An 18,921-nucleotide genomic window follows, 5' to 3' on the forward strand; every position below is an offset into this window, starting at 1 on the left:
CTTTCTTGATCGAGAATCTGCATGGTACACTGACCAACAATTCGTAGTGACAGTCGGCATCTATGCAAGTTCAATTTAGGCTCGCTGGGAATCTTGTTGTAATTGGATTGTTAGGCGGATTTTTTGCCGCATCTGAGGTACAGGTGCAATCCCAGACCTTACCACCCCCCCCAAATGTTCCTGTCTTTCCTCCCAGTGCGCCTTTACCCTCTGTCAATCCTGCACCGATCATTGTCCCCCCTCGGATACCTGATAGTCCTCCAGCACCCAATGATCGAGTCTATGCTCCTCGCATCAACTCAGTGCAGCCGATCAGGGGTCAGTTCCGGATCTACATCGATAGCGCCAGTCCATTCATCTTGCAGCAGGCAAGGATGATTCAGCCGGATGCTTTTTTTCAGAACCTTGCAGGGCGACGGGTGATTCAAGCAGGACTGTTTACGGATGAAATGAAAGCTCGTCAGCAGCTTTCAAGATTCGCAGCCCAGGGACTTGAAGCTCGAATCTCAACGCGATCGCCGCAATCAAACTTTGAACCCTCGGCACCTCAGCGCGGTTACTATGCGATTGTGCCTGGGAATCGCAGTGAAGTTGAGGAATATCGAGAGCGTGCTGTGCGTTTAGGAGTGACGCAATCTATCTTGCAATTGCGCGATCGCCCTCGCGGCTTACATCTCGCAGTTGGCCCTTTTGCCAATCGCAGCGAGGCAGAACAGGTCGTTCAGTATTTGCGCGATCGCGGCAGTTTGGATGCAAGATTGTTTTACGATCGCTAACAATGCTACATATACATTGCCATGACCCAACCGAGTCCCAGTCCCATCCATGTAACAATGATCAGGACTGCTAAAGATGCAAAATAGCTGAATTCTGCTGTTTGGAGATCAATGCGTACTAATGCTTCTGCACACAGAACCATAATCACTGGGATGAAAATTTTAAACCAGTTGAGCAAGATCGAGGCAAAGGCTGCGAGCATGAGCAATGACAGAAATGCGATCGTGTCCGAGCGAAACCATTTGGTCAGGATCTTTTCAGAGTTTGTGAGGGGACTCATCAACATCAGTGCGAGGAAAACGCCCAAAATTGCAGCAGAAATGATGGACGACCAAAGATGCGAAGTTGTGATGATCAATTTGCTAAAGATCGCATAAGCGATCAAGAGCAGCGATGCTGAAAGCCAAGGAAACTTTCTCACAAGCATGGATTAGACCACTCGATTTTGACGAATACACTCAGCGTACCAGTGATAACTCGATTTCGGAATTCTCTGCTGAGTCTTGTAATCGACATAGGTGATTCCAAAGCGTTTATCGTAGCCGTATGACCATTCAAAATTGTCCATAAAGCTCCAGATAAAGTAGCCCAATATGGGATAGCCTTCGATCGCGGCTCGATGGACGCTTTGCAAATGCTGACGCAGGTAAAGAATACGATCGAGATCAAACACTTCTCCCCGAGCGGTCAGATCATCTTGAGCGGCACATCCATTTTCTGTAATAAAGAGCGCTAAATCAGGACGATTCAACGTTTCGCTCACATGGCGAATTCCCCAATACAAACACTCTGGCACAATCTGCAACCAAGGCATATTCAACGCTGGATAGTTTTTCGGAAAGTTAATCCATTCACAGCCTTGCCAATTGTCAGCAGCCCGAATGTAAGTTCCGGTGTAAATATTTAATCCCAGAAAATCGAGAGGTTGGTGAATCGTTTGGAGATCACTGTCTCGAATATCTGGAGCATCATTTTTCAATTGTTCTAACAATGCGGAACTATATTCACCTGTTAATGCTGGATAGATAATGCCACCATTGCCAGCGTGATAAGGAAATGCTTTCTTTGCCGCTTCGATATGTTCGGGAGATTCATAAAGCGGAACCGTTACGCCAAAATTATCGACTAGCCCGATCGAGCAAGATTTCGGAGAATTAGCACGAATCGCTTGACACGCTAATCCATGCGCCAGTAAAGCATGATGAGAGGTTTGCCAAACTTCTTTTTTCGATCCGACTTTGGTTCCAGGAGCATGTTGAGGCGTTTTTGCTACGCCATATCCCATGTGGGTAAAGCAGGTGATCTCATTCAGCGTCATCCAGTTTGTAATGCGATCTCCCAAGTTTGACACCACGACTTTCACATACTCTGCAAAGTCTTGCGCCATTTCTCGACTGCGCCAGGAGCCGTATTTCGTTTCTAATGCTTGGGGACTGTCCCAATGAAATAACGTGGCGTAGGGGGTAATGCCGTGATCGAGCAAACAATCAACTAATCTGCGATAAAAATCAAGCCCTGCCTGATTCACAGCACCGCGTCCGTCGGGCACAATTCGAGACCAGGAAATACTAAATCGATAGGTCTGGACTCCCAGTTCTGACATCAGTTTGATGTCGTCTTTGTAGCGATCGTAATGTTCACAAGCGATCGCGCCCGTTTGTCCTTGAAACGTTCTGCCTTTGGTCGCGCTGAATGTGTCCCAAACGCTGGGCTTACGTCCATCGCGATCGACTGCGCCTTCAATCTGATAGGCAGCAGTCGCGGTTCCCCACTGAAATCCGGTTGGAAATTGCTGGCTAGTCATGTTGATTGAGTAAAAGAACGATCGCTAAAATTGCAGTCGGAGATAACACTGCAAATAATACATTCAATGTCGTGGGCGGAATCTCTGCAAATGGAGCGAGATATTTAATCACGATCGACAAGATTAAAGATGCGACCATGACTTTGACAATCACAGCCAGCGTATCAAGTTTCGTAGCGTTCATAAGCTTCGACAATTTTTTGAACAAGTGAATGGCGCACAACATCTCCTTTCGAGAGATTACAGAATGCGATCGACTCGATCGGTTTCAAAATCTTCTGTGCCATTGCTAAACCCGATTCTTGATGCATCGGCAAATCGGTTTGAGTCAGGTCGCCTGTGACCACCATTTTCGATTTAAATCCAAGTCGAGTCAGCAGCATTTTCATTTGCGCTGGCGTGGTGTTTTGTGCTTCGTCAATGATCACAAAAGCATTGTTTAGAGTTCGACCGCGCATATAAGCGATCGGAGCCACTTCAATAATCCCACGCTCCATCAAACCGCCGATCTTCTCCGGTTCGACAAATTCATAAAGCGCATCATAAAGCGGTCGCAGATATGGATCAATTTTCTGCTGCAAGTCTCCAGGCAAAAAGCCCAATCTTTCGCCTGCTTCAACAGCGGGACGGGTCAGGATCAGGCGCTCATATTGATTCGACAACAGCGCTTGAATCGCCATAACGGCTGCGAGATAAGTTTTTCCTGTTCCGGCAGGTCCAATACAAAACGTCAGATCATGCGATCGAATTGCCTGAATATACTGTCGCTGCCGAAATGTTTTGGCTCGAATCGCTTCGCCGCGTCGAGTTCGTCCTAGCACGTCCTGCTGAATCGTTTGCAATTCGCCTTCTTGATGCGTATCGAGCGCATGTCGAGCCGTGAGAATATCGACACTAGAAACCGCTTGTCCTTTGCTCCACGTATCTGCCAGCGATTCGATCAGCCGTTTGACCAGATCGACCTGATTTTTGGTTCCCGTAATCAGGAGATCTTGACCGCGCATCACCAGCTTTGCGCCAGTCTGATGAGCTAGCGTTTTCAAATTGTCTTCTTGATTGCCAGAAAGCGCGATCGCACTTTCTGGATTCGGCAGTGAGAACGTAATGGTTTCGACCATGCAATCCTAAATAAGTACTCTGTCTCAGTCTAGGCGTTTTCCTCGAATTGTTGCCGTAGTGTTGCAGGATTATTCATTAATTCAGATTGGGTGATCTCGCTTTGCGCTCCAGATTTTAACCATTTCAATTGAGCCGTGCCATTTTCCGCTTCTGAATCTCCGAGAATCAAACATGCGATCGCACCCGATCGATCGGCACGCTTAAACTGTTTTCCAAAGGCGCTGCCGCTCATGTCTAACTTCACGGTAAAGCCAGAACGACGCAAAGAGTGAGCAAGGTTCAACGCTTGAGCTTCAGCTTTCTCACCACGCGAAACAACATAGAGATCAACAGGATTTACAACAGATTGCTGAATTTGCTGCAATAAGATCACTAATCGCTCTAATCCCATTGCCCAGCCGACCGCAGGCGTTTCTGCTCCGCCTAACTGTGAAACTAATCCGTCATATCTTCCACCCGCACAGACAGTGGCTTGTGCGCCTAAATCATCGGATTGAATTTCAAACACAGTATGCGTGTAGTAATCTAATCCACGCACAAGCCGAGCATTGATATTACAAGCAATACCTAAATCTTGGAGTAAGGCTTGAACGCGATCGAATCTCTGCTGCGATTCTGAACTGAGATAATCCAAAATACTCGGCGCACCCTGCAAAATCTCTTGAGTTTGTTTGTCTTTCGAGTCCAGAATTCTCAACGGATTCTTGGTAAGCCGATTTTGAGAATCTGGATCAAGTTTCTCTTGGTAAGGGGTGAGATATTCAATCAATGCGGTTCGATACGCTTGACGATCGTTCGCATCTCCGATCGAATTCAATTGCAAGGTGAGATTTTTTAAGCCAACTGATTGCAGAATATCTGATGCGATCGCGATTGCTTCTGCATCTGCTCTTGCATCTGCACTGCCTAAAACCTCAACGCCCAATTGATGAAACTGCCGTTGCCGACCCGCTTGCGGACGCTCATACCGAAACATCGCGCCTAAATACCATAAACGCTGCACATCTCCTTGAGTGTGCATTCCATGTTCGATATAGCTACGCACTACACCTGCTGTTCCTTCGGGGCGTAAGGTAATTGAGCGATCGCCTCTGTCTTTGAAGGTGTACATCTCTTTTCCGACAACATCAGTTGTCTCACCAATGCCACGTTCAAACAGATCGGTTTGTTCAAAAATCGGGGTGCGAATTTCTTGATACGCTGCTCGCCCTAAAATCTCTCGTGCGATCGCTTCTACTCGTTGCCAATTTCCAATTTCTTCTGGCAAAATATCTCGCGTTCCGCGAGTCGCTTGAATACTCATATCAAAACTTGATCCGTTTAACTCACTCGCGAAATTCCCTAGCAGTCAGAGATTAGCGCTAATTCCTGACATATCTTATGACAATTCCTTGCCCGGTTTACACTTTCATCAATCCTGTTCGATGTGTAAATAGGCGTGTCTAGTAGTTGAACACAATAAATTGACAACTACTTCACCCGTCCCCGCTGCCAAGCCAAATAACTTTCTCGCAAATCCTGTAAGAACTGATTGCGGGTTGAGGCTTGCCATTCTTGAGCCGCATTACGCAATACTTCTGACATGGCAGGAGACGCAGGAGAAAATCGCTCGAAGCATTGCACCTTCAAATTCTCGGACATTGCCAGGGAAATTGCATTGATCATCTCGATCGCTCCCGATCCGACAATATGCGCCCCCAAAATCTCACCACTCCGCCGCACAATCAACTTACACAGCCCTGTTGTCTCTCCGGTAATTTGTGCTTGTATCAAGGGGCTAAACGGTTGCCGCAATACCAAAACATCTTTACGATAACGTCGATGCGCTTGCGACTCGTTTAAGCCAATCCAAGCGCATTCAGGTTCAGTCGCCACGGATTGAATTGCTCGATCGTAATCTACTTTGAAAATCGGTAGAGATGTCAGATTTTTCAGAACTACATCCGTTTGATAGCGGGCGATCGATTGCACTGGATGCGCGATCCAATAAACTCGCGGATGATTGGTTTGTAAGCGATCGTTGAGTTGGATCGGTTCGTAAATCTCCATTGCTTCGAGATTCAGATCTGAGATCATAGGTTGCCAACCAACCGTGACAAGTAATTCATCTGCCTCGATCGTATAGTTCTCAATCTCGATCGCTTTTTTTGGACCCACTTGCTGAATTTGCTTGATATGCAGCGCATTAATGATGCGAATCCCTTCAGCTTCTAGAGCCGCTTGAACTAAGAAAGCGGCTTCTGGATCAGCCATCGTCAGCAAATGAGGTTGACGCAGCAGCATCGTGACTCGCGACCCCAAGCGGGCATAGAGCTGCGCAAACTCTATCCCAATTGGATCATCGCCAATAATTGCGATCGATTCTGGCACTTTGAGCAAAAGCTGATCCGCCGTCAGATAATTAACACTTGATAAGCCAGGTGGATCAGGAATGGCAGATCGATAATCTTTTGCAATCAAATAGGCGGATGATCTCAAAAGTCTCCCATTTACGACAAATCCGGTCTGTGGCTTGCGACAGAACTCGCCTGCACCTGGAATAAATTCAATCCCTAAAGTAGCTAATTTTGCCGGATCATAGAATTCTTGATGCGATCGATCCACCACATTCATGTAGTGCTGGATCGATTCAAACGAAAGCGATCGCACCTCAGAATTAAAAAAAGAACGGGAACGATTCACTTGATCCAACTTCTTAGTCAAGTTGGAGAGAATATGCACGTGGGGAAATTTTGGCTGACAATTTTGCGCCACAATTGCGACTCTGGCGCGCTTTCGTGCTGCTGCGATCGCAGCATAAATTCCAGTTTCTGAGTATCCAAGGATTACGACATCATATTCAGCAGACATGTGCTTAGCCCATCGATCAATCGTTGATTTTCCGAGGTGAGGCGTACTGCAACTCGAAAATAGCGATCGCCTAATTCCGGAAAACTAAGACAATCTCGAATAAGCATCTTATCGTGTTCGAGCAGGTGTTTCTGTAGTTCTGAAACTGAACACTCCGATTTGACTAAATAGAAATTCGCGGCTCCGAGGTGTGGAGATAAGCCTGGAATTTGATTTAATCCTTCAAATAACTGTGGACGCGCCACCTGTAGCCAGTCAAATGTTTGTTTCTGGAACTCAATATCTTGGAGCACTGCCTCTGCTGCTTTTGCTGCCAAAATATTCACTGACCACGGATCACGCCGCTCTTGCCAAATTTTCAAGCGATCCGGATGAGCAATTGCATAGCCAAATCGTAATCCTGGCAAACTGTAAAACTTTGTCAGCGATCGCAAAATCACTAAATTTGGATACTCTTGCACGTCTCCAATCAAACTTTGCGATTGGTCGGGCGGCAAGAAATCCATAAAGGCTTCATCGACAACCACCAGTTCAAATCGGTGCAGCTTCTCTAAAATCCACGATCGATCAAACAGGTTCCCTGTGGGATTGTGTGGATTATTGAGCAATAGACCTGCATTCCCGGTGAGATCTGCCTCGATCGGACATGTTTTTATCTCAGCACCAAAGGCTTTCAACGCGCGGAAATAGTCCCCAAACGCTGGAACAAACAAAACGGTATTCGCCAATTCTGCTAAATCCCAACAGGCCCAGGTAAGCAACTCAGCCGAACCATTACCGGGAAGAATCCAATCCGGGGAAAGCTGGTGGATCTGAGCTAGCATCGATCGCACCTGCTGATAATTTGGATCGGGATAATCCCGCAGTAAAGGCAATGCAGCTTGGATCGCTTCAATTGCCGATCGCGGTGTTCCTAACGGGTTAATACTGGCAGAAAAATCAAGAATTGCATTGGGGGAACAGCCAGCGAGACGTGCTGCCCAAGATAAATTTCCCCCATGTGCTGGACGAGCCAATGATTTTACCTGCCTGTTTCTATCGGATTGAAATTTATTCCGGAGCAACTTTTTCTTTGAACAGTTTACCTGCCGAAAATGCAGGCACGCGAGTTGCAGGGATTTCCATCTTATCGCCAGTTTTGGGGTTACGTCCTTCGCGCGCTTTACGTTCGCGGGATTCAAACGAGCCAAAACCAACCAAGGTCACTTTATCACCTGACGAAACTGCCTCAACGATCGTTTCGATCGCTGCGGACAAGACTGCATCAGCTTGCTTTTTCGTGACACTTGCTTTTTCTGCCACTGCATCAACGAGTTCACCTTTGTTCATAGCCTTTCTCCTCAGAGAGTGATGAATGTTTTGTTTGTCTCAAATGAGACTGTTTTGTCGAATGCCGAAGATCGAATTCAGATCGGCTGAAACTCCGATTCTCTCGAAATTTCAATTGCTCATTCTATAGTCTGTTTCAAAAAAGTGAACGTCCGAAACGACTAATTTGTATGGATTTTAGGAACTTTTTTCTATTTTTTCAGTTTTAGCTGAGTATTTGTACCCAAAAAATCAGATTTCCTGATCAAACGTTGCTGAAGTTTAACGATTTTGCAATATTCATCAGCGATCGAGCGCGATCTTGATTCTCAAGGTTTCAGTCTCACGTGAGACAAGCTCGGCGCAAAATTTATTGGCAAATCAGCGATCGATTGGAGTGGGAAGTTGGGAGTGAGGAGTGGAGAGATAGGGAAAATCTGAAATCTATAGTTGCCGATTTCCATCTCGCCCTTCCGAAAAGTAAGTAGGTGGGTGTAATTCAACATCAGTTCGGCAAGTTCTCTCGCTTCGTTGCTCACCCGCCCCGGAATGAATTCGGGGCTAACGCTGCGAAGTCCACTCTGGGACTAACAGCCGATAGAAAACGCCTTCTTCAGTGGGTTTCAACCCAGTTCGCACCGTTAGCCCTGGAATTCCATTCCGGGGCGGGACGCAAACGAGAGCAGCTATCTTTCAATTCATTTCACCTCCCTACTTAAATGCAGTGGATGAGTAGCTCTCTTCTTAAATCTGATCTGGATCAACTCCCATCTGCCGCAATCGTTCTGCAAGTTGATTGGCTCGTTGCTGAGCTTGTTCTGCCTGTTGCTGAGCTTGTTCTACTTGTTGCCGAACCTGTTGAAGTTCTCGATCGAGTTCGTCATAACTTAAGAACTTTTCACCATTTGGGCGGTAAATCTGCATTGGATTGACCGTGACATCAAACCAAATCCCCAAACGAGGACTGACATAATTTGGAAAATCGTCAATCTCTTCTAGCGAAATATCAGTTCTGAGCCAACCGCGCAATCGGTTTGTGTCTGGATCGTAGAGATAGTATTCTTCAACCTCATAGCGATCGTAGAACAATAATTTTTGATCCATCTCCTTCTGCGTGTTGCTTGGAGACAAAATCTCGAACACCACTTGAGGCGGAATGTTGCCTTCTCGGTGCTGGACATAAGCGCCCCGTGCTGCCCCTTTGACTCCAAACGGATCACCTTTCGGTCTGCCAAAAACAACCATCGCATCCGGTGCAACTCGAATATTGGCTTTGCCTTCGACTGGATACCAGAGCAAATCGCCTGCAACAAAAATATTCGGGTAGTTCTGAAATAGAAGATCGAGATTCTTTTTGATCAAAACAATCCATTCAAACTGCTTGGTATTATCCGACATTGGCTTGCCGTCGCTTTCCGGGTAAGTTAGGTCTGCTTTGATGTCAGAAACCATAAGTTTAGAATCCATCAATTGCAAATTTGCGTTCTAACGTACCTAAGCCGAGATCTTCTGAGGTCAGCGATCGCACTTCATAGAGCGCCATCATGTCTTTTAGCCCTGGATTGCCCCGGCTGCCTCCGGTCAAACCTTTAGCAATCAGCAAGCCACAAATTCCCTTGGTTTTCTTACATCGCTGATCCCATTTTTTCCGGGCTTGAGCGTGCGTGGGATCGTCTTCTTCAAACTCGCCGAATAAATGAAGTTCCTGATTCTGCGTTTGCAGCAGCCCTAAATCATAGCGATCGTCCACAAAGGGATCAGAGCCAGGATTAAAGCAAATTCCGTTCAAGCCACCTGCGGCTTCAATTTCCTCGATCATCTGTTTCGCTTTGGGACGCGACGTTTGGATCAAAATAATCGGCAATCCTTCTCCGGCTTGAGTTGGCGCTTCAAGTTGGAAATGCTGAACCGACAATCGCATCATTTCCACCATGTCCCACGGCACAACGCCTAAGCTGAGAAACGAATTCTCAGGAACCAGATCATCGCGAATGATTGGCATTGCGCTCAGATCTTCGTCTTCGTCCTCGACCATTCCATACAGTTCTTCTGCAACCTCCGGCAGCGTTGTCACTTTGACTGAAATTGTCTCGCCATCGGGAGCGGGAATTTTAAATTTACTGCTGAGCGCCGGGAAATCCTCGTTCATCAACTTCCGGCGATGCTGTTTCAAAAACCGATGCAGCGCTTCTAAAACGGTGATGAATGCCATCGCTTCTTCATCGTAGAGAAACGATCGAATGCCCTCTAAAGGATGCAAATTCCCAAACACAGGCTGCAAGATTGGCTCAAAGCGATCTAAATCTAAATCGTCTTCGTCCTCAAAGTCGTCTTCATCCTCGGTTTCATACGTGAGAAACAAACAGTCCTGGGCTAAAAATGCCTCTTCCATCCGCTCCATCGAGTCGTTAGAAAGCACACGCTGACGAAATTGGCGCAGAGAATCGAGCGATCGATAGAGCAAAATTCCATACTCCATGCCCAACATACCCATGACCGAAGCATAGACACAGCCTAAATCCCAGCGATTTAACTCAATCTCAATGATTTTATGGTCGGGCAACACTGACCAAGGTGCGTCCTCCCAGATCACATCTGCTTTCGCTAACAATTCCTCGGCAAATTGGGGTGGAATAGAGGGCGGACGAGAATTCGTTGCATCCTGAAAACCGCGAAAAATCTCATCAATTAATGGCAAATCGGGAACGTAATCAAGTGCGATGTCGAGATCTTGAAGCACACCTCTTAAATAGAAGAGGATTTCACGATCGCGCACGACAATTTTCTGCGGTCGGGCAGGCTTGGCTGGACTATGCGGATGTTCCATTGCCCGCAACAACGTTCGGACGATCGCTTCATGTCCGGTCTCTGGCGGCACGACATCCATCGCTCTGACGACCCCTTGCGAGCCATCCACCCAGAGAATACATTCGCCATCACTGGGTGTACTGGAATCAGACCAATTTGCCTCGATCGGCACACCAGACGAGAGCGCACGGCGATCGCCTTCCCACACCGATTGGATTTGGGGTAACTCTAACAGCCGACGATAAGTAGAGGGGTTGAGACCAGTCATAACCAAACCAGTGAACACGGTGAAGCAGTAGATTTTATCTTAGTCTGTTCCTCTTGTCTCAGCACCGATTCGCTTAAGGTTCCGCAATGTTTATTGCCAAGGCGCGTCGGGCATAGAGTTGCTAAGATGAAAGTGAATGGTCAAAGGACTTCACCTCTCCACCTTTCTACAGGAGCGATCGCATTTCTCATGACACAAGCAACTGAAACCAAAACTCCCCAACGCGGCATTCTGATGACCGATGCCGCACTTAAACATGTCCTCACGCTTCGAGAACAGCAAGGAAAAGATCTTTGCCTGCGCGTAGGTGTGCGGGGCGGTGGCTGTTCTGGCATGTCCTACACAATGGACTTTGAAGATCCCAGCAATATTCGAGACGACGATCATGTTTACGATTACGATGGCTTTAAAGTCGTCTGTGATCCAAAAAGTCTGCTCTATTTATATGGATTGCAATTGGATTACAGCACTGCCTTGATTGGGGGTGGCTTCCAATTTACGAATCCCAACGCTGACCAAACTTGTGGTTGCGGCAAATCATTCTCAGCTTAAACTAATAAATTGTTAGATCTTAGGGGTTAGTGGCAATGCTGCTAACCACTTTGTTATTGGTTGTAAATTGTCATGACTCAAACGGTTGAAACCCTTTTCGATGAAGGATTAGAGCGCTACAAAGCGGGGGAATCTCCTGAAACGTTGATTCCCGTATTTAAAGAAATCTGCGATCGCTCTCGTAAAACGGGCGCAGCTTGGACTTGCTTGGCATGGCTCTATCTTTTGGCAGATAAACCCGCTTTAGCGTTCCCTGCGGCGCAAAAAGCGGTGAAACTTGTGCCACAAGATGCTCAAGCTCGAATTAATTTAGTCTTAGCAATGTTGGACTTGTCTAAACCTGGGGTGAGACCTCATGTTGAAATGGCGCAGCAATTGGTTTTTGCTGTAGAAGAATTGCGCGAAGAAGTTCAGCAAAATATTGAAGATGGATTGGCAAGAAAACCAGGTTGGAAAAGTATGGAACGCGTCAAAGCCTGGCTATTTGAGTCTTAATTTACTTCAATTTTCTTCACATTCTTGTAGAGTCAGACGTGAATTCTGGCTCTTTTTTATTGAAATTGTGCGCTCGTAAATGAGCATTTACAAACATCAGAATAAATGCGACGAAATCGTTGCATTTTTGAGTTGAAAATCTACAGATTACTTTAATCGTTGTAATACAAACATAAATAAGTTAATAGAAAACTTAGAAAGACAGTGATAGTATTTGAAGACTAGGTTAAATACCTCTGTCTTTTACAGTCTTTTCGTCACTTCAGAGAGCAAGTCAAAGATTAACTTGCGTGCTTTATTTCGCAGTGTGCGAGTTTAGTTTAGCAGACTAAACTCACGTTTTCTCATTGCTTTTTAGGGTGTCGATCGACGATTTTCTTGTAGCTTAAGGAGCGGATTACCATGTCTATCGATCGAGTCGGTGTCAAACCTGGAACGCGCAATCACAAAGGCTATTTCGTACAACATGCTTCGGGATATCAATTAGTGGAAATGCACCAGTCGGGTTGGGCGGTAATTTGTTTGAATGATGCGGTATGCCATTACGTCGATCCTGAGAATCTGCAAATTTCACGCGAGAAGGATTTCCCATCGGTTCATGAACTCTAATGTATTGACTTTTTTAATGTGCGATCGGGTTGTGCTGTCTTCAGTTTCAACCCGATTTTTGTTAGGGTTAGAATCGCTGATGCATTGTGTTGGGTGATGAAAGAAACGGTTTTTAAGTGGCTGAATACAGCCTTGATGCTGAATTTATTTTTTGTGCTGCTGTGTTTTGGCTGGTTTGCGATCGCGCTCATTGGCAATGCGGCAAAGTTTCCTGTGGGGCTGAATCTTTGGCTTTCACTTTGGACTCCGGTGGTTCAACCTGCGTTAGGAATTTTGATGGCAGGCGCATTAATCAGTGGATTAAGTAGCTGGGTGATGAAACGCCTGAATCCAAATTAATTAAGCCCATGTGCACCAACCTGCGATTGCGATAGCCACTCCCCATGCGGCAGTTGCTTCACGGTCTTGTTGGGATACAGTTCCATTGTTTCAAGGAGGAGCCTCGTAGCGTCCTTCGCTCCAAGATGGACGACCTTCATTATCGAGCCAGATCAGTCTGCACTGACCTCTTCATCACAAACCTACACCTGTAATATCCCCTCGCTCCAAACGCTAAAATCCAAAACACAAGTACCCAACCCGATTTCAAATCGCGATAGCATTGGAGGATGTTAGATCTCTTGTTAATGGCTAGTGTTGGGTTTTTGGGCAGCTTCGGGCATTGTCTGGGCATGTGTAGTCCGCTTACCGTTGCATTCTCGCTGTCGAACGATCGCACTTCTCGCTTTGCGCAATTGAGATTCAATCTTCTCTTGAATGCTGGACGGGTGATGAGCTACACCCTAGTCGGAGCCGCGATCGGGGCGCTTGGATCGGTGCTGATCGCGGGTGGACAACTGGCTGGGATTGATAGTGCCTTGAGACGAGGACTCGCGATCGTGACCGGGTTACTGCTCATTTGGTTTGGTCTTGCGAATATCAATCCAACTTGGCTGCCGCAAGTTCCGATTCTGCATCCAATTCAAGGAAAATTGCACGATCGCTTGAGTCAACGCTTGGGCGACTTTTCACGATCGCGAAAATGGTGGACTCCGGCAATCCTTGGTCTAGTTTGGGGGCTGATTCCCTGCGGATTTCTCTATGCGGCACAGATTAAAGCCGCAGAAACTGGCAATGCCTTACAAGGCGCACTGACGATGCTGGCATTTGGCGGAGGAACTGCGCCAATGATGATTAGCACTGGATTATTTGCGGGGGCATTGAGTCGCGATCGCCGAAGTCAACTGTTTAAATTAGCGGGTTGGATAACTTTGACGATCGGTCTTTTGACCTTGTTTAGAAGTAGCGATATGGTGGACTACACTGGACATGCTGCTTTAATTTGTTTAATGCTCGCGCTGATTGCGCGACCGATTAGTCGGATTTGGGCGGCTCCGTTGCGGTATCGGCGAGCGTTAGGCGTGGGCGCATTTGTGCTGTCCTGTGCGCATATGGGACATTTTTTGGATCACACGTTTAACTGGAATATTTATGCGATCGCATTTCTGCTTCCCAATCAACAAATTGGAATGTGGGCAGGGATAATTGCATTGGGATTAATGACTCCCCTAGCGTTGACAAGTTTCGATTTTGCTGTTGCTAAATTAGGCACGGCATGGCGAAAAATTCATCTCGTTAGCATTCCTGTCTTAATTCTCGCTGTGATTCACACGAGCCTTACGGGATCGAATTACTTGGGTGAAATTAACTCTGATTTTATTCATCGCTTCCGAGTCGGAATTTTAATCTTTCTTGTGATTACAGTCTTATTGATTCGACTACAAATTTTTTGGTCGCTCTTCTCTTTAGAAAAGTTCTATGCTGCATCTAAACGATAATTTAATTGCTCATAATATTAAAACTTCTGGCAATGTTGCTGCGACTTTTCACATCGAGCCAAACCATAATCCAAAAGTCGGTGAAGTTTCACAAGCTTGGTTTGCACTGACTAAAGCGGGTGGAGAAATCATTCCGCTCGATCGCTGTAACTGTCAACTCAAAGTGATCTCTAAGAATACAATCCTCAAACAACCGCAATTAAAAGCTATTTCAGCCGAGCAATATCAAGGCATTCCAGGTGCAGACATTACGTTTCCAAAAGCGGGAATTTATACCCTGGAAATCAGCGGCACTCCTAAGCAAGCAGACGACTTTAATGAATTTCAATTTGCTTACGAGGTGACAGTTCAAGCTGGAACTGCACCGCAATCTAGCCCTGTCGCTGCAACTCCGATTCAAACTACCCCACAGACGAATTGGGTTTTGCCTGTCGGACTGAGTGCGATCGTGCTTTTAATCGCTGCTTGGATTGTAAAAAGAACCCTTAAAAAATAGCAGAACCCAAAATTCGAGTCACAATGAGAAATGCCGAATTTTCCGAATGTGACCCATGATTGATCACGATGTCATTATTGTTGGGGGCGGGCTGGCTGGATCACGTGCAGCGCTGGAAATTGTCCGCACCAATCCTAGTCTCAGCATCGCCGTTGTTGCCAAAACCCACCCGATTCGATCGCACTCGGTTGCCGCACAAGGTGGCATGGCAGCGTCTCTTAAAAACGTCGATGATACTGACTCCTGGGAAGCACATGCCTTTGATACTGTTAAAGGTTCGGACTATTTAGCTGACCAGGATGCAGTCGCAATTTTGACGCAGGAAGCTCCAGATGTCGTGATCGATCTAGAGCATATGGGCGTGCTGTTCTCGCGACTGGCGGATGGTCGCATTGCTCAACGCGCATTCGGTGGACATTCTCACAATCGCACCTGTTACGCAGCCGATAAAACAGGACATGCGATTTTGCATGAATTGATTTGTAACTTGATGAAGTACGGAGTCAAGATCTACGAAGAATGGTATGTGATGCGTCTGATCTTAGAAGACGGTCAGGCGAAAGGGGTGGTGATGTATCACTTGCTCAGCGGACATATCGAAGTCGTTCGCGCCAAAGCCGTGATGTTTGCAACGGGAGGCTATGGACGGGTTTACAACACCACGTCTAACGATTACGCTTCGACAGGTGACGGGTTAGCCATGACTGCGATGGCAGGATTGCCGCTCGAAGACATGGAATTTGTTCAGTTTCATCCGACGGGTTTGTATCCGGTTGGGGTGTTAATTTCTGAAGCTGTTCGGGGTGAAGGGGCGTATCTGATTAACAGCGATGGCGATCGCTTTATGGCAAACTACGCTCCGAGTCGGATGGAACTTGCCCCACGCGATATTACCTCGCGTGCGATCGTGTCTGAGGTGCGAGCCGGACGTGGCGTTAAACCCGATGGAAGTCCGGGTGGAGCTTATGTTTATCTCGATTTGCGACATATGGGCAAAGAGAAAATCATGAGTCGCGTCCCCTTCTGCTGGGAGGAAGCACATCGCTTAGTCGGGGTCGATGCAGTGACGGAGCCAATGCCAGTTCGCCCAACGGTGCATTATTGCATGGGCGGTATTCCCGTCAATACAGATGGACGAGTTCGAGCGAGTGCCAACGAGCTAGTCGATGGATTTTTTGCAGCAGGCGAAACGTCTTGCGTCTCGGTGCATGGGGCGAATCGATTAGGCAGTAACTCGCTGTTAGAATGCGTCGTGTATGGGCGGCGAACCGGAGCCTCGATCGCGAAATTTGTCCAAGGTCGGAAAGCTCCGGATCTGAATGCCGATCACTATATCACAGAAGCAAAAGCCCAAATTCAAGGCTTATTTAATCAATCTGGACAGTACCGGATTCACGAAATTCGCCAAGCTTATCAAGACTGTATGACCGAGCATTGCGGTGTGTTCCGGACTGATGAAGCCATGCAAGCTGGATTACTCCAATTGCGGGAATTGCAGCAAAAGTATAGTCAGATTCGCCTCGACGATCGGGGAACAAGCTGGAACACGGAATTGATCGAAGCGTTGGAACTGCGATCGCTCTTTGTCGTCGGTGAGATGATTCTGTTCTCGGCGATCAATCGCAAAGAGAGCCGAGGCTCCCATTTCCGCGAAGACTATCAGCAGCGAGACGATGCTGCATTCCTCAAACACACATTAGCTTACTATTCAGCAGCAGGCATTGATATTAACTATCTACCCGTGGTGATTAATCAATTCGAGCCACAAGAGCGGAAGTATTAAATTCGGCTGTGTAGAACTTTAGCGCGGAATCTGAATGATAAATTCTGTCCCATAATCCAGCACCGAATGGCATTGCAAAGTGCCCTGATGCCGTTCGGTAATGATTTGATAGCTAATCGATAGACCTAAGCCAGTGCCTTGACCCACAGGTTTAGTCGTGAAAAATGGATTAAAGATATTTTTGAGGGTTTCTTCTGTCATCCCTGGTCCGTTATCAGCGATGCGAATGACAACAGACTTTTCTTGCAGTTCCGTATCGATGTGAATGGTTGGAACAGAATAAGTCTGGAGTATATCGAATAGCTTCGTGCCTGGTCTGTCTGTCCGTGCTGCGAGTGCATGACAAGATGTGTTGGTGCGAGTTGCTTGCTTATCAGGTGCAATTGCTTCGATCGCGTTGACCAAGATATTCATGAAGACCTGGTTGAGTTGACCGACATAGCACTCGATGAGGGGAATCTGTCCGTAAGTCTTGACAACTTGAATCGCAGAGCGATGATTTGTTGCTTTTAATTGATGGTCTAGAATGACGAGCGCATTATCGATGCCTTCATGAATATTAGCGGGTTTGAAAGCTGCTTCGTCTAAACGGGAGAAGTTACGCAAAGACAGAACAATCTGCTTAACTCGGTCTGCCCCAGCTCGCATTGATGAGAACGTTTTGGGGAGATCAGCTTTGAGAAATTCTAGATCGACCTCTTCAAGTTTGGCTTGAATCGCGGGTGTCGGTTGATCATAAGTCGTCTGGTAAAGCTCCAACAGATCGAGTAAATCTTGTGTATAAGCGGTCGTGTAAGTAATGTTGCCAAAGATGAAACCAATCGGATTATTAATCTCGTGGGCGACTCCAGCGACCAATTGACCGAGAGAAGACATCTTCTCGGTTTGCACGAGCTGTAATTGAGCTTGCTTGAGACTTTCGTGCGTATGAGTCAGTTCGGCTAATGCTTGGCTCAGACTGGCTGTACGTTCTTGGACTTGCTCTTCGAGATAATGTTTTGCTAATTGTAGTTCTGCTGTTCGAGCCTCAATTTTAGATTCGAGGTCGGCATTTGCTTGTTCAAGGCTAGTTTTTGCTTGTTCTCGTTCTATGATCACAGCAGAGAGCACTAGCATCATTAAGGTGATTGCACCAATAAAGGCTTGCAGCAACAACAATGTTTCGTTCAGCGTGCTGCGATTAAAAGAACTAGTTCCGTGAATTGTTCCTGCGAGTGCAAGTCCAGCAACTAGGAGAATCGAGTAATTTGTGAACCGCTGCCCAAATCGTAGTGCTGCCCAAACCAGTAAGGGAACGACCATATACTCGATCGGATATGCCATACCAAAAGCAATAATCCCGACGATCGAGATCAGCACTAACCAAATCCCAACTTCTCGCAACTGCTTAAATTGTCGAGAAGTTTCAGGAGAATGATCTGGGTGCACCAGCAGGCGAGCAATAGATGCAATATCCAATGCATTCTTTTGAGCTGATTTGAAAGTTTGTCCTAACCATTGCCAGGTTGCAATGCGATCGAGCCACATCAAAATGAGGAGCGGCGCAATCACCAAGACTCCAATGTAGTCTCCAAGCCAGAACGTGATCCAGCTATTGAGAAAGTTATTCGGTGAAATGAGTCCACACAAGAGCATCGTTCCGGCTCCAAGGGTGGGGCTAATCATGCAGCTGAATAGTTCAATTCCCGCAAACTTGAAGACGTTCTGAGCTTTTTGAAACAATAGGTCTGCTCCAACCCAGCGGCGAAGTAACCATGCTCCTACTAATGCTTGCAAAACAGAACCCGTTGCAATGCCTAATCCTGACACCATCGACATTGCCCCATTGCCCGTATTCACCCACAGAGGCCACGCTGCTGCGATTAATGCAGCAATCCATATCCCGACTGCAAGCTGATCCCCCCAGCACAACAGCACTGCAACGGCAATGCCAGAGGGGGCGTAAACAGGCGTAATAAAGCCAGGTGGAATGGCGAGATATTGCCCCAATTTGGCTGTAATGTAGTAGACTAATGCGGTTCCGACTAGTCGATAAATGAATGCAGAGGGCTTAGGGGCTGCGATAGAGTTCATTGAATCTTGGTGATAGACACAGTTGACTAGTAGACTGAATGGAGACTGAGCCGAGCAGTTTCAATATTCCCAGAATCAGTTCAAGGTAAGCATTGCCAACGATGTCTAAAAGCTACTATGCAGCTATGAGATTACTTTGCGCCCAAAGACTTGGATCACTTT

Annotated in this window: 19 protein-coding genes; 8 read left to right on the plus strand and 11 right to left on the minus strand. The window is 46.7% G+C overall.

The window, feature by feature from the left end; translation table 11 throughout:
• Nucleotides 1–62: 62 nt before the first annotated feature.
• Nucleotides 63–776, plus strand: coding sequence for a hypothetical protein (locus tag ACMUEV_RS08795; RefSeq protein ID WP_017289490.1), 714 nt, complete (start codon nucleotides 63–65; stop codon nucleotides 774–776).
• 5 nt (nucleotides 777–781) lie between these two features.
• Here the strand turns inward: ACMUEV_RS08795 and ACMUEV_RS08800 are convergent, their stop codons facing one another.
• From ACMUEV_RS08800 to ACMUEV_RS08845, 10 genes are all read right to left on the minus strand, one after another.
• On the minus strand, nucleotides 782–1,204 hold the full coding sequence (locus ACMUEV_RS08800; RefSeq protein WP_190651179.1) for a hypothetical protein: 423 nt from the start codon (nucleotides 1,202–1,204) through the stop codon (nucleotides 782–784).
• Between the two features lie 3 nt (nucleotides 1,205–1,207).
• Nucleotides 1,208–2,581, minus strand: a complete 1,374-nt coding sequence (locus tag ACMUEV_RS08805) for a GH1 family beta-glucosidase (protein ID WP_190651181.1) — start codon at nucleotides 2,579–2,581, stop codon at nucleotides 1,208–1,210.
• Nucleotides 2,574–2,765 (minus strand): hypothetical protein, encoded by a 192-nt coding sequence (locus tag ACMUEV_RS08810; RefSeq protein ID WP_017289487.1) that lies wholly within the window; start codon nucleotides 2,763–2,765, stop codon nucleotides 2,574–2,576. Before ACMUEV_RS08810 ends, ACMUEV_RS08805 begins: the two co-directional genes overlap by 8 nt.
• On the minus strand, nucleotides 2,746–3,699 hold the full coding sequence (locus tag ACMUEV_RS08815; protein WP_017289486.1) for a PhoH family protein: 954 nt from the start codon (nucleotides 3,697–3,699) through the stop codon (nucleotides 2,746–2,748). Before ACMUEV_RS08815 ends, ACMUEV_RS08810 begins: the two co-directional genes overlap by 20 nt.
• A gap of 29 nt (nucleotides 3,700–3,728) precedes the next feature.
• Nucleotides 3,729–5,003 (minus strand): histidine--tRNA ligase, encoded by a 1,275-nt coding sequence (hisS, locus tag ACMUEV_RS08820; protein WP_190651183.1) that lies wholly within the window; start codon nucleotides 5,001–5,003, stop codon nucleotides 3,729–3,731.
• Nucleotides 5,004–5,170: 167 nt separating this feature from the next.
• Nucleotides 5,171–6,550 carry an FAD-dependent oxidoreductase gene (locus tag ACMUEV_RS08825; protein WP_190651185.1) on the minus strand — a complete coding sequence of 460 codons (1,380 nt, stop codon included), beginning with the start codon at nucleotides 6,548–6,550 and terminating at the stop codon, nucleotides 5,171–5,173.
• Nucleotides 6,526–7,566 (minus strand): threonine-phosphate decarboxylase CobD, encoded by a 1,041-nt coding sequence (gene cobD, locus ACMUEV_RS08830; RefSeq protein ID WP_190651187.1) that lies wholly within the window; start codon nucleotides 7,564–7,566, stop codon nucleotides 6,526–6,528. Before cobD ends, ACMUEV_RS08825 begins: the two co-directional genes overlap by 25 nt.
• A gap of 34 nt (nucleotides 7,567–7,600) precedes the next feature.
• A complete protein-coding gene (locus ACMUEV_RS08835; protein WP_263970850.1) occupies nucleotides 7,601–7,894 on the minus strand; it encodes an HU family DNA-binding protein in 294 nt (97 codons plus the stop codon).
• 708 nt (nucleotides 7,895–8,602) lie between these two features.
• Entirely contained in the window at nucleotides 8,603–9,310 is a 708-nt protein-coding gene (locus ACMUEV_RS08840; protein WP_242044412.1) for a Uma2 family endonuclease, read from the minus strand.
• Between the two features lie 4 nt (nucleotides 9,311–9,314).
• Nucleotides 9,315–10,934 (minus strand): DUF6930 domain-containing protein, encoded by a 1,620-nt coding sequence (locus tag ACMUEV_RS08845; RefSeq protein WP_190651191.1) that lies wholly within the window; start codon nucleotides 10,932–10,934, stop codon nucleotides 9,315–9,317.
• Between the two features lie 126 nt (nucleotides 10,935–11,060).
• On the opposite strand from ACMUEV_RS08845, the gene ACMUEV_RS08850 reads away from it, so the two are divergent.
• The 7 genes from ACMUEV_RS08850 (at nucleotide 11,061) to ACMUEV_RS08880 (ending at nucleotide 16,686) form a co-directional block, all read left to right on the plus strand.
• Nucleotides 11,061–11,486, plus strand: a complete 426-nt coding sequence (locus ACMUEV_RS08850) for a HesB/IscA family protein (RefSeq protein WP_317135188.1) — start codon at nucleotides 11,061–11,063, stop codon at nucleotides 11,484–11,486.
• Between the two features lie 72 nt (nucleotides 11,487–11,558).
• Nucleotides 11,559–11,981: a tetratricopeptide repeat protein gene (locus ACMUEV_RS08855; RefSeq protein ID WP_190651193.1), complete on the plus strand. Its 423-nt coding sequence runs from the start codon at nucleotides 11,559–11,561 to the stop codon at nucleotides 11,979–11,981.
• Between the two features lie 402 nt (nucleotides 11,982–12,383).
• On the plus strand, nucleotides 12,384–12,590 hold the full coding sequence (locus tag ACMUEV_RS08860; protein WP_017289476.1) for a hypothetical protein: 207 nt from the start codon (nucleotides 12,384–12,386) through the stop codon (nucleotides 12,588–12,590).
• Nucleotides 12,591–12,686: 96 nt separating this feature from the next.
• A complete protein-coding gene (locus ACMUEV_RS08865) occupies nucleotides 12,687–12,929 on the plus strand; it encodes a hypothetical protein (protein ID WP_190651195.1) in 243 nt (80 codons plus the stop codon).
• Nucleotides 12,930–13,198: 269 nt separating this feature from the next.
• A complete protein-coding gene (locus ACMUEV_RS08870; protein WP_190651197.1) occupies nucleotides 13,199–14,407 on the plus strand; it encodes a sulfite exporter TauE/SafE family protein in 1,209 nt (402 codons plus the stop codon).
• Nucleotides 14,388–14,903: a hypothetical protein gene (locus ACMUEV_RS08875; RefSeq protein WP_190651199.1), complete on the plus strand. Its 516-nt coding sequence runs from the start codon at nucleotides 14,388–14,390 to the stop codon at nucleotides 14,901–14,903. Before ACMUEV_RS08870 ends, ACMUEV_RS08875 begins: the two co-directional genes overlap by 20 nt.
• A 55-nt stretch (nucleotides 14,904–14,958) precedes the next feature.
• Nucleotides 14,959–16,686 carry a succinate dehydrogenase/fumarate reductase flavoprotein subunit gene (locus ACMUEV_RS08880; protein ID WP_190651201.1) on the plus strand — a complete coding sequence of 576 codons (1,728 nt, stop codon included), beginning with the start codon at nucleotides 14,959–14,961 and terminating at the stop codon, nucleotides 16,684–16,686.
• Between the two features lie 18 nt (nucleotides 16,687–16,704).
• Here ACMUEV_RS08880 and ACMUEV_RS08885 read toward each other — a convergent pair whose 3' ends face one another.
• A complete protein-coding gene (locus ACMUEV_RS08885; protein WP_017289470.1) occupies nucleotides 16,705–18,759 on the minus strand; it encodes an MASE1 domain-containing protein in 2,055 nt (684 codons plus the stop codon).
• Nucleotides 18,760–18,921 lie beyond the last annotated feature (162 nt).

The organism is Leptolyngbya sp. FACHB-1624, from assembly GCF_047649235.1.
Lineage (GTDB): Bacteria > Cyanobacteriota > Cyanobacteriia > Leptolyngbyales > Leptolyngbyaceae > Leptolyngbya > Leptolyngbya boryana.

Excerpts from the sequence above, each read along its gene's own strand:
- ACMUEV_RS08795 (WP_017289490.1), top strand. The coding sequence starts at position 63 with ATGCAAGTTCAATTTAGGCTCGCTGGGAATCTTGTTGTAATTGGATTG.
- ACMUEV_RS08800 (WP_190651179.1), bottom strand. The coding sequence starts at position 1,204 with ATGCTTGTGAGAAAGTTTCCTTGGCTTTCAGCATCGCTGCTCTTGATC.
- ACMUEV_RS08805 (WP_190651181.1), bottom strand. The coding sequence starts at position 2,581 with ATGACTAGCCAGCAATTTCCAACCGGATTTCAGTGGGGAACCGCGACT.
- ACMUEV_RS08810 (WP_017289487.1), bottom strand. The coding sequence starts at position 2,765 with ATGAACGCTACGAAACTTGATACGCTGGCTGTGATTGTCAAAGTCATG.
- ACMUEV_RS08815 (WP_017289486.1), bottom strand. The coding sequence starts at position 3,699 with ATGGTCGAAACCATTACGTTCTCACTGCCGAATCCAGAAAGTGCGATC.
- hisS (WP_190651183.1), bottom strand. The coding sequence starts at position 5,003 with ATGAGTATTCAAGCGACTCGCGGAACGCGAGATATTTTGCCAGAAGAA.
- ACMUEV_RS08825 (WP_190651185.1), bottom strand. The coding sequence starts at position 6,550 with ATGTCTGCTGAATATGATGTCGTAATCCTTGGATACTCAGAAACTGGA.
- ACMUEV_RS08840 (WP_242044412.1), bottom strand. The coding sequence starts at position 9,310 with ATGGTTTCTGACATCAAAGCAGACCTAACTTACCCGGAAAGCGACGGC.
- ACMUEV_RS08845 (WP_190651191.1), bottom strand. The coding sequence starts at position 10,934 with ATGACTGGTCTCAACCCCTCTACTTATCGTCGGCTGTTAGAGTTACCC.
- ACMUEV_RS08850 (WP_317135188.1), top strand. The coding sequence starts at position 11,061 with ATGAAAGTGAATGGTCAAAGGACTTCACCTCTCCACCTTTCTACAGGA.
- ACMUEV_RS08855 (WP_190651193.1), top strand. The coding sequence starts at position 11,559 with ATGACTCAAACGGTTGAAACCCTTTTCGATGAAGGATTAGAGCGCTAC.
- ACMUEV_RS08860 (WP_017289476.1), top strand. The coding sequence starts at position 12,384 with ATGTCTATCGATCGAGTCGGTGTCAAACCTGGAACGCGCAATCACAAA.
- ACMUEV_RS08865 (WP_190651195.1), top strand. The coding sequence starts at position 12,687 with ATGAAAGAAACGGTTTTTAAGTGGCTGAATACAGCCTTGATGCTGAAT.
- ACMUEV_RS08870 (WP_190651197.1), top strand. The coding sequence starts at position 13,199 with ATGTTAGATCTCTTGTTAATGGCTAGTGTTGGGTTTTTGGGCAGCTTC.
- ACMUEV_RS08875 (WP_190651199.1), top strand. The coding sequence starts at position 14,388 with ATGCTGCATCTAAACGATAATTTAATTGCTCATAATATTAAAACTTCT.
- ACMUEV_RS08880 (WP_190651201.1), top strand. The coding sequence starts at position 14,959 with ATGATTGATCACGATGTCATTATTGTTGGGGGCGGGCTGGCTGGATCA.
- ACMUEV_RS08885 (WP_017289470.1), bottom strand. The coding sequence starts at position 18,759 with ATGAACTCTATCGCAGCCCCTAAGCCCTCTGCATTCATTTATCGACTA.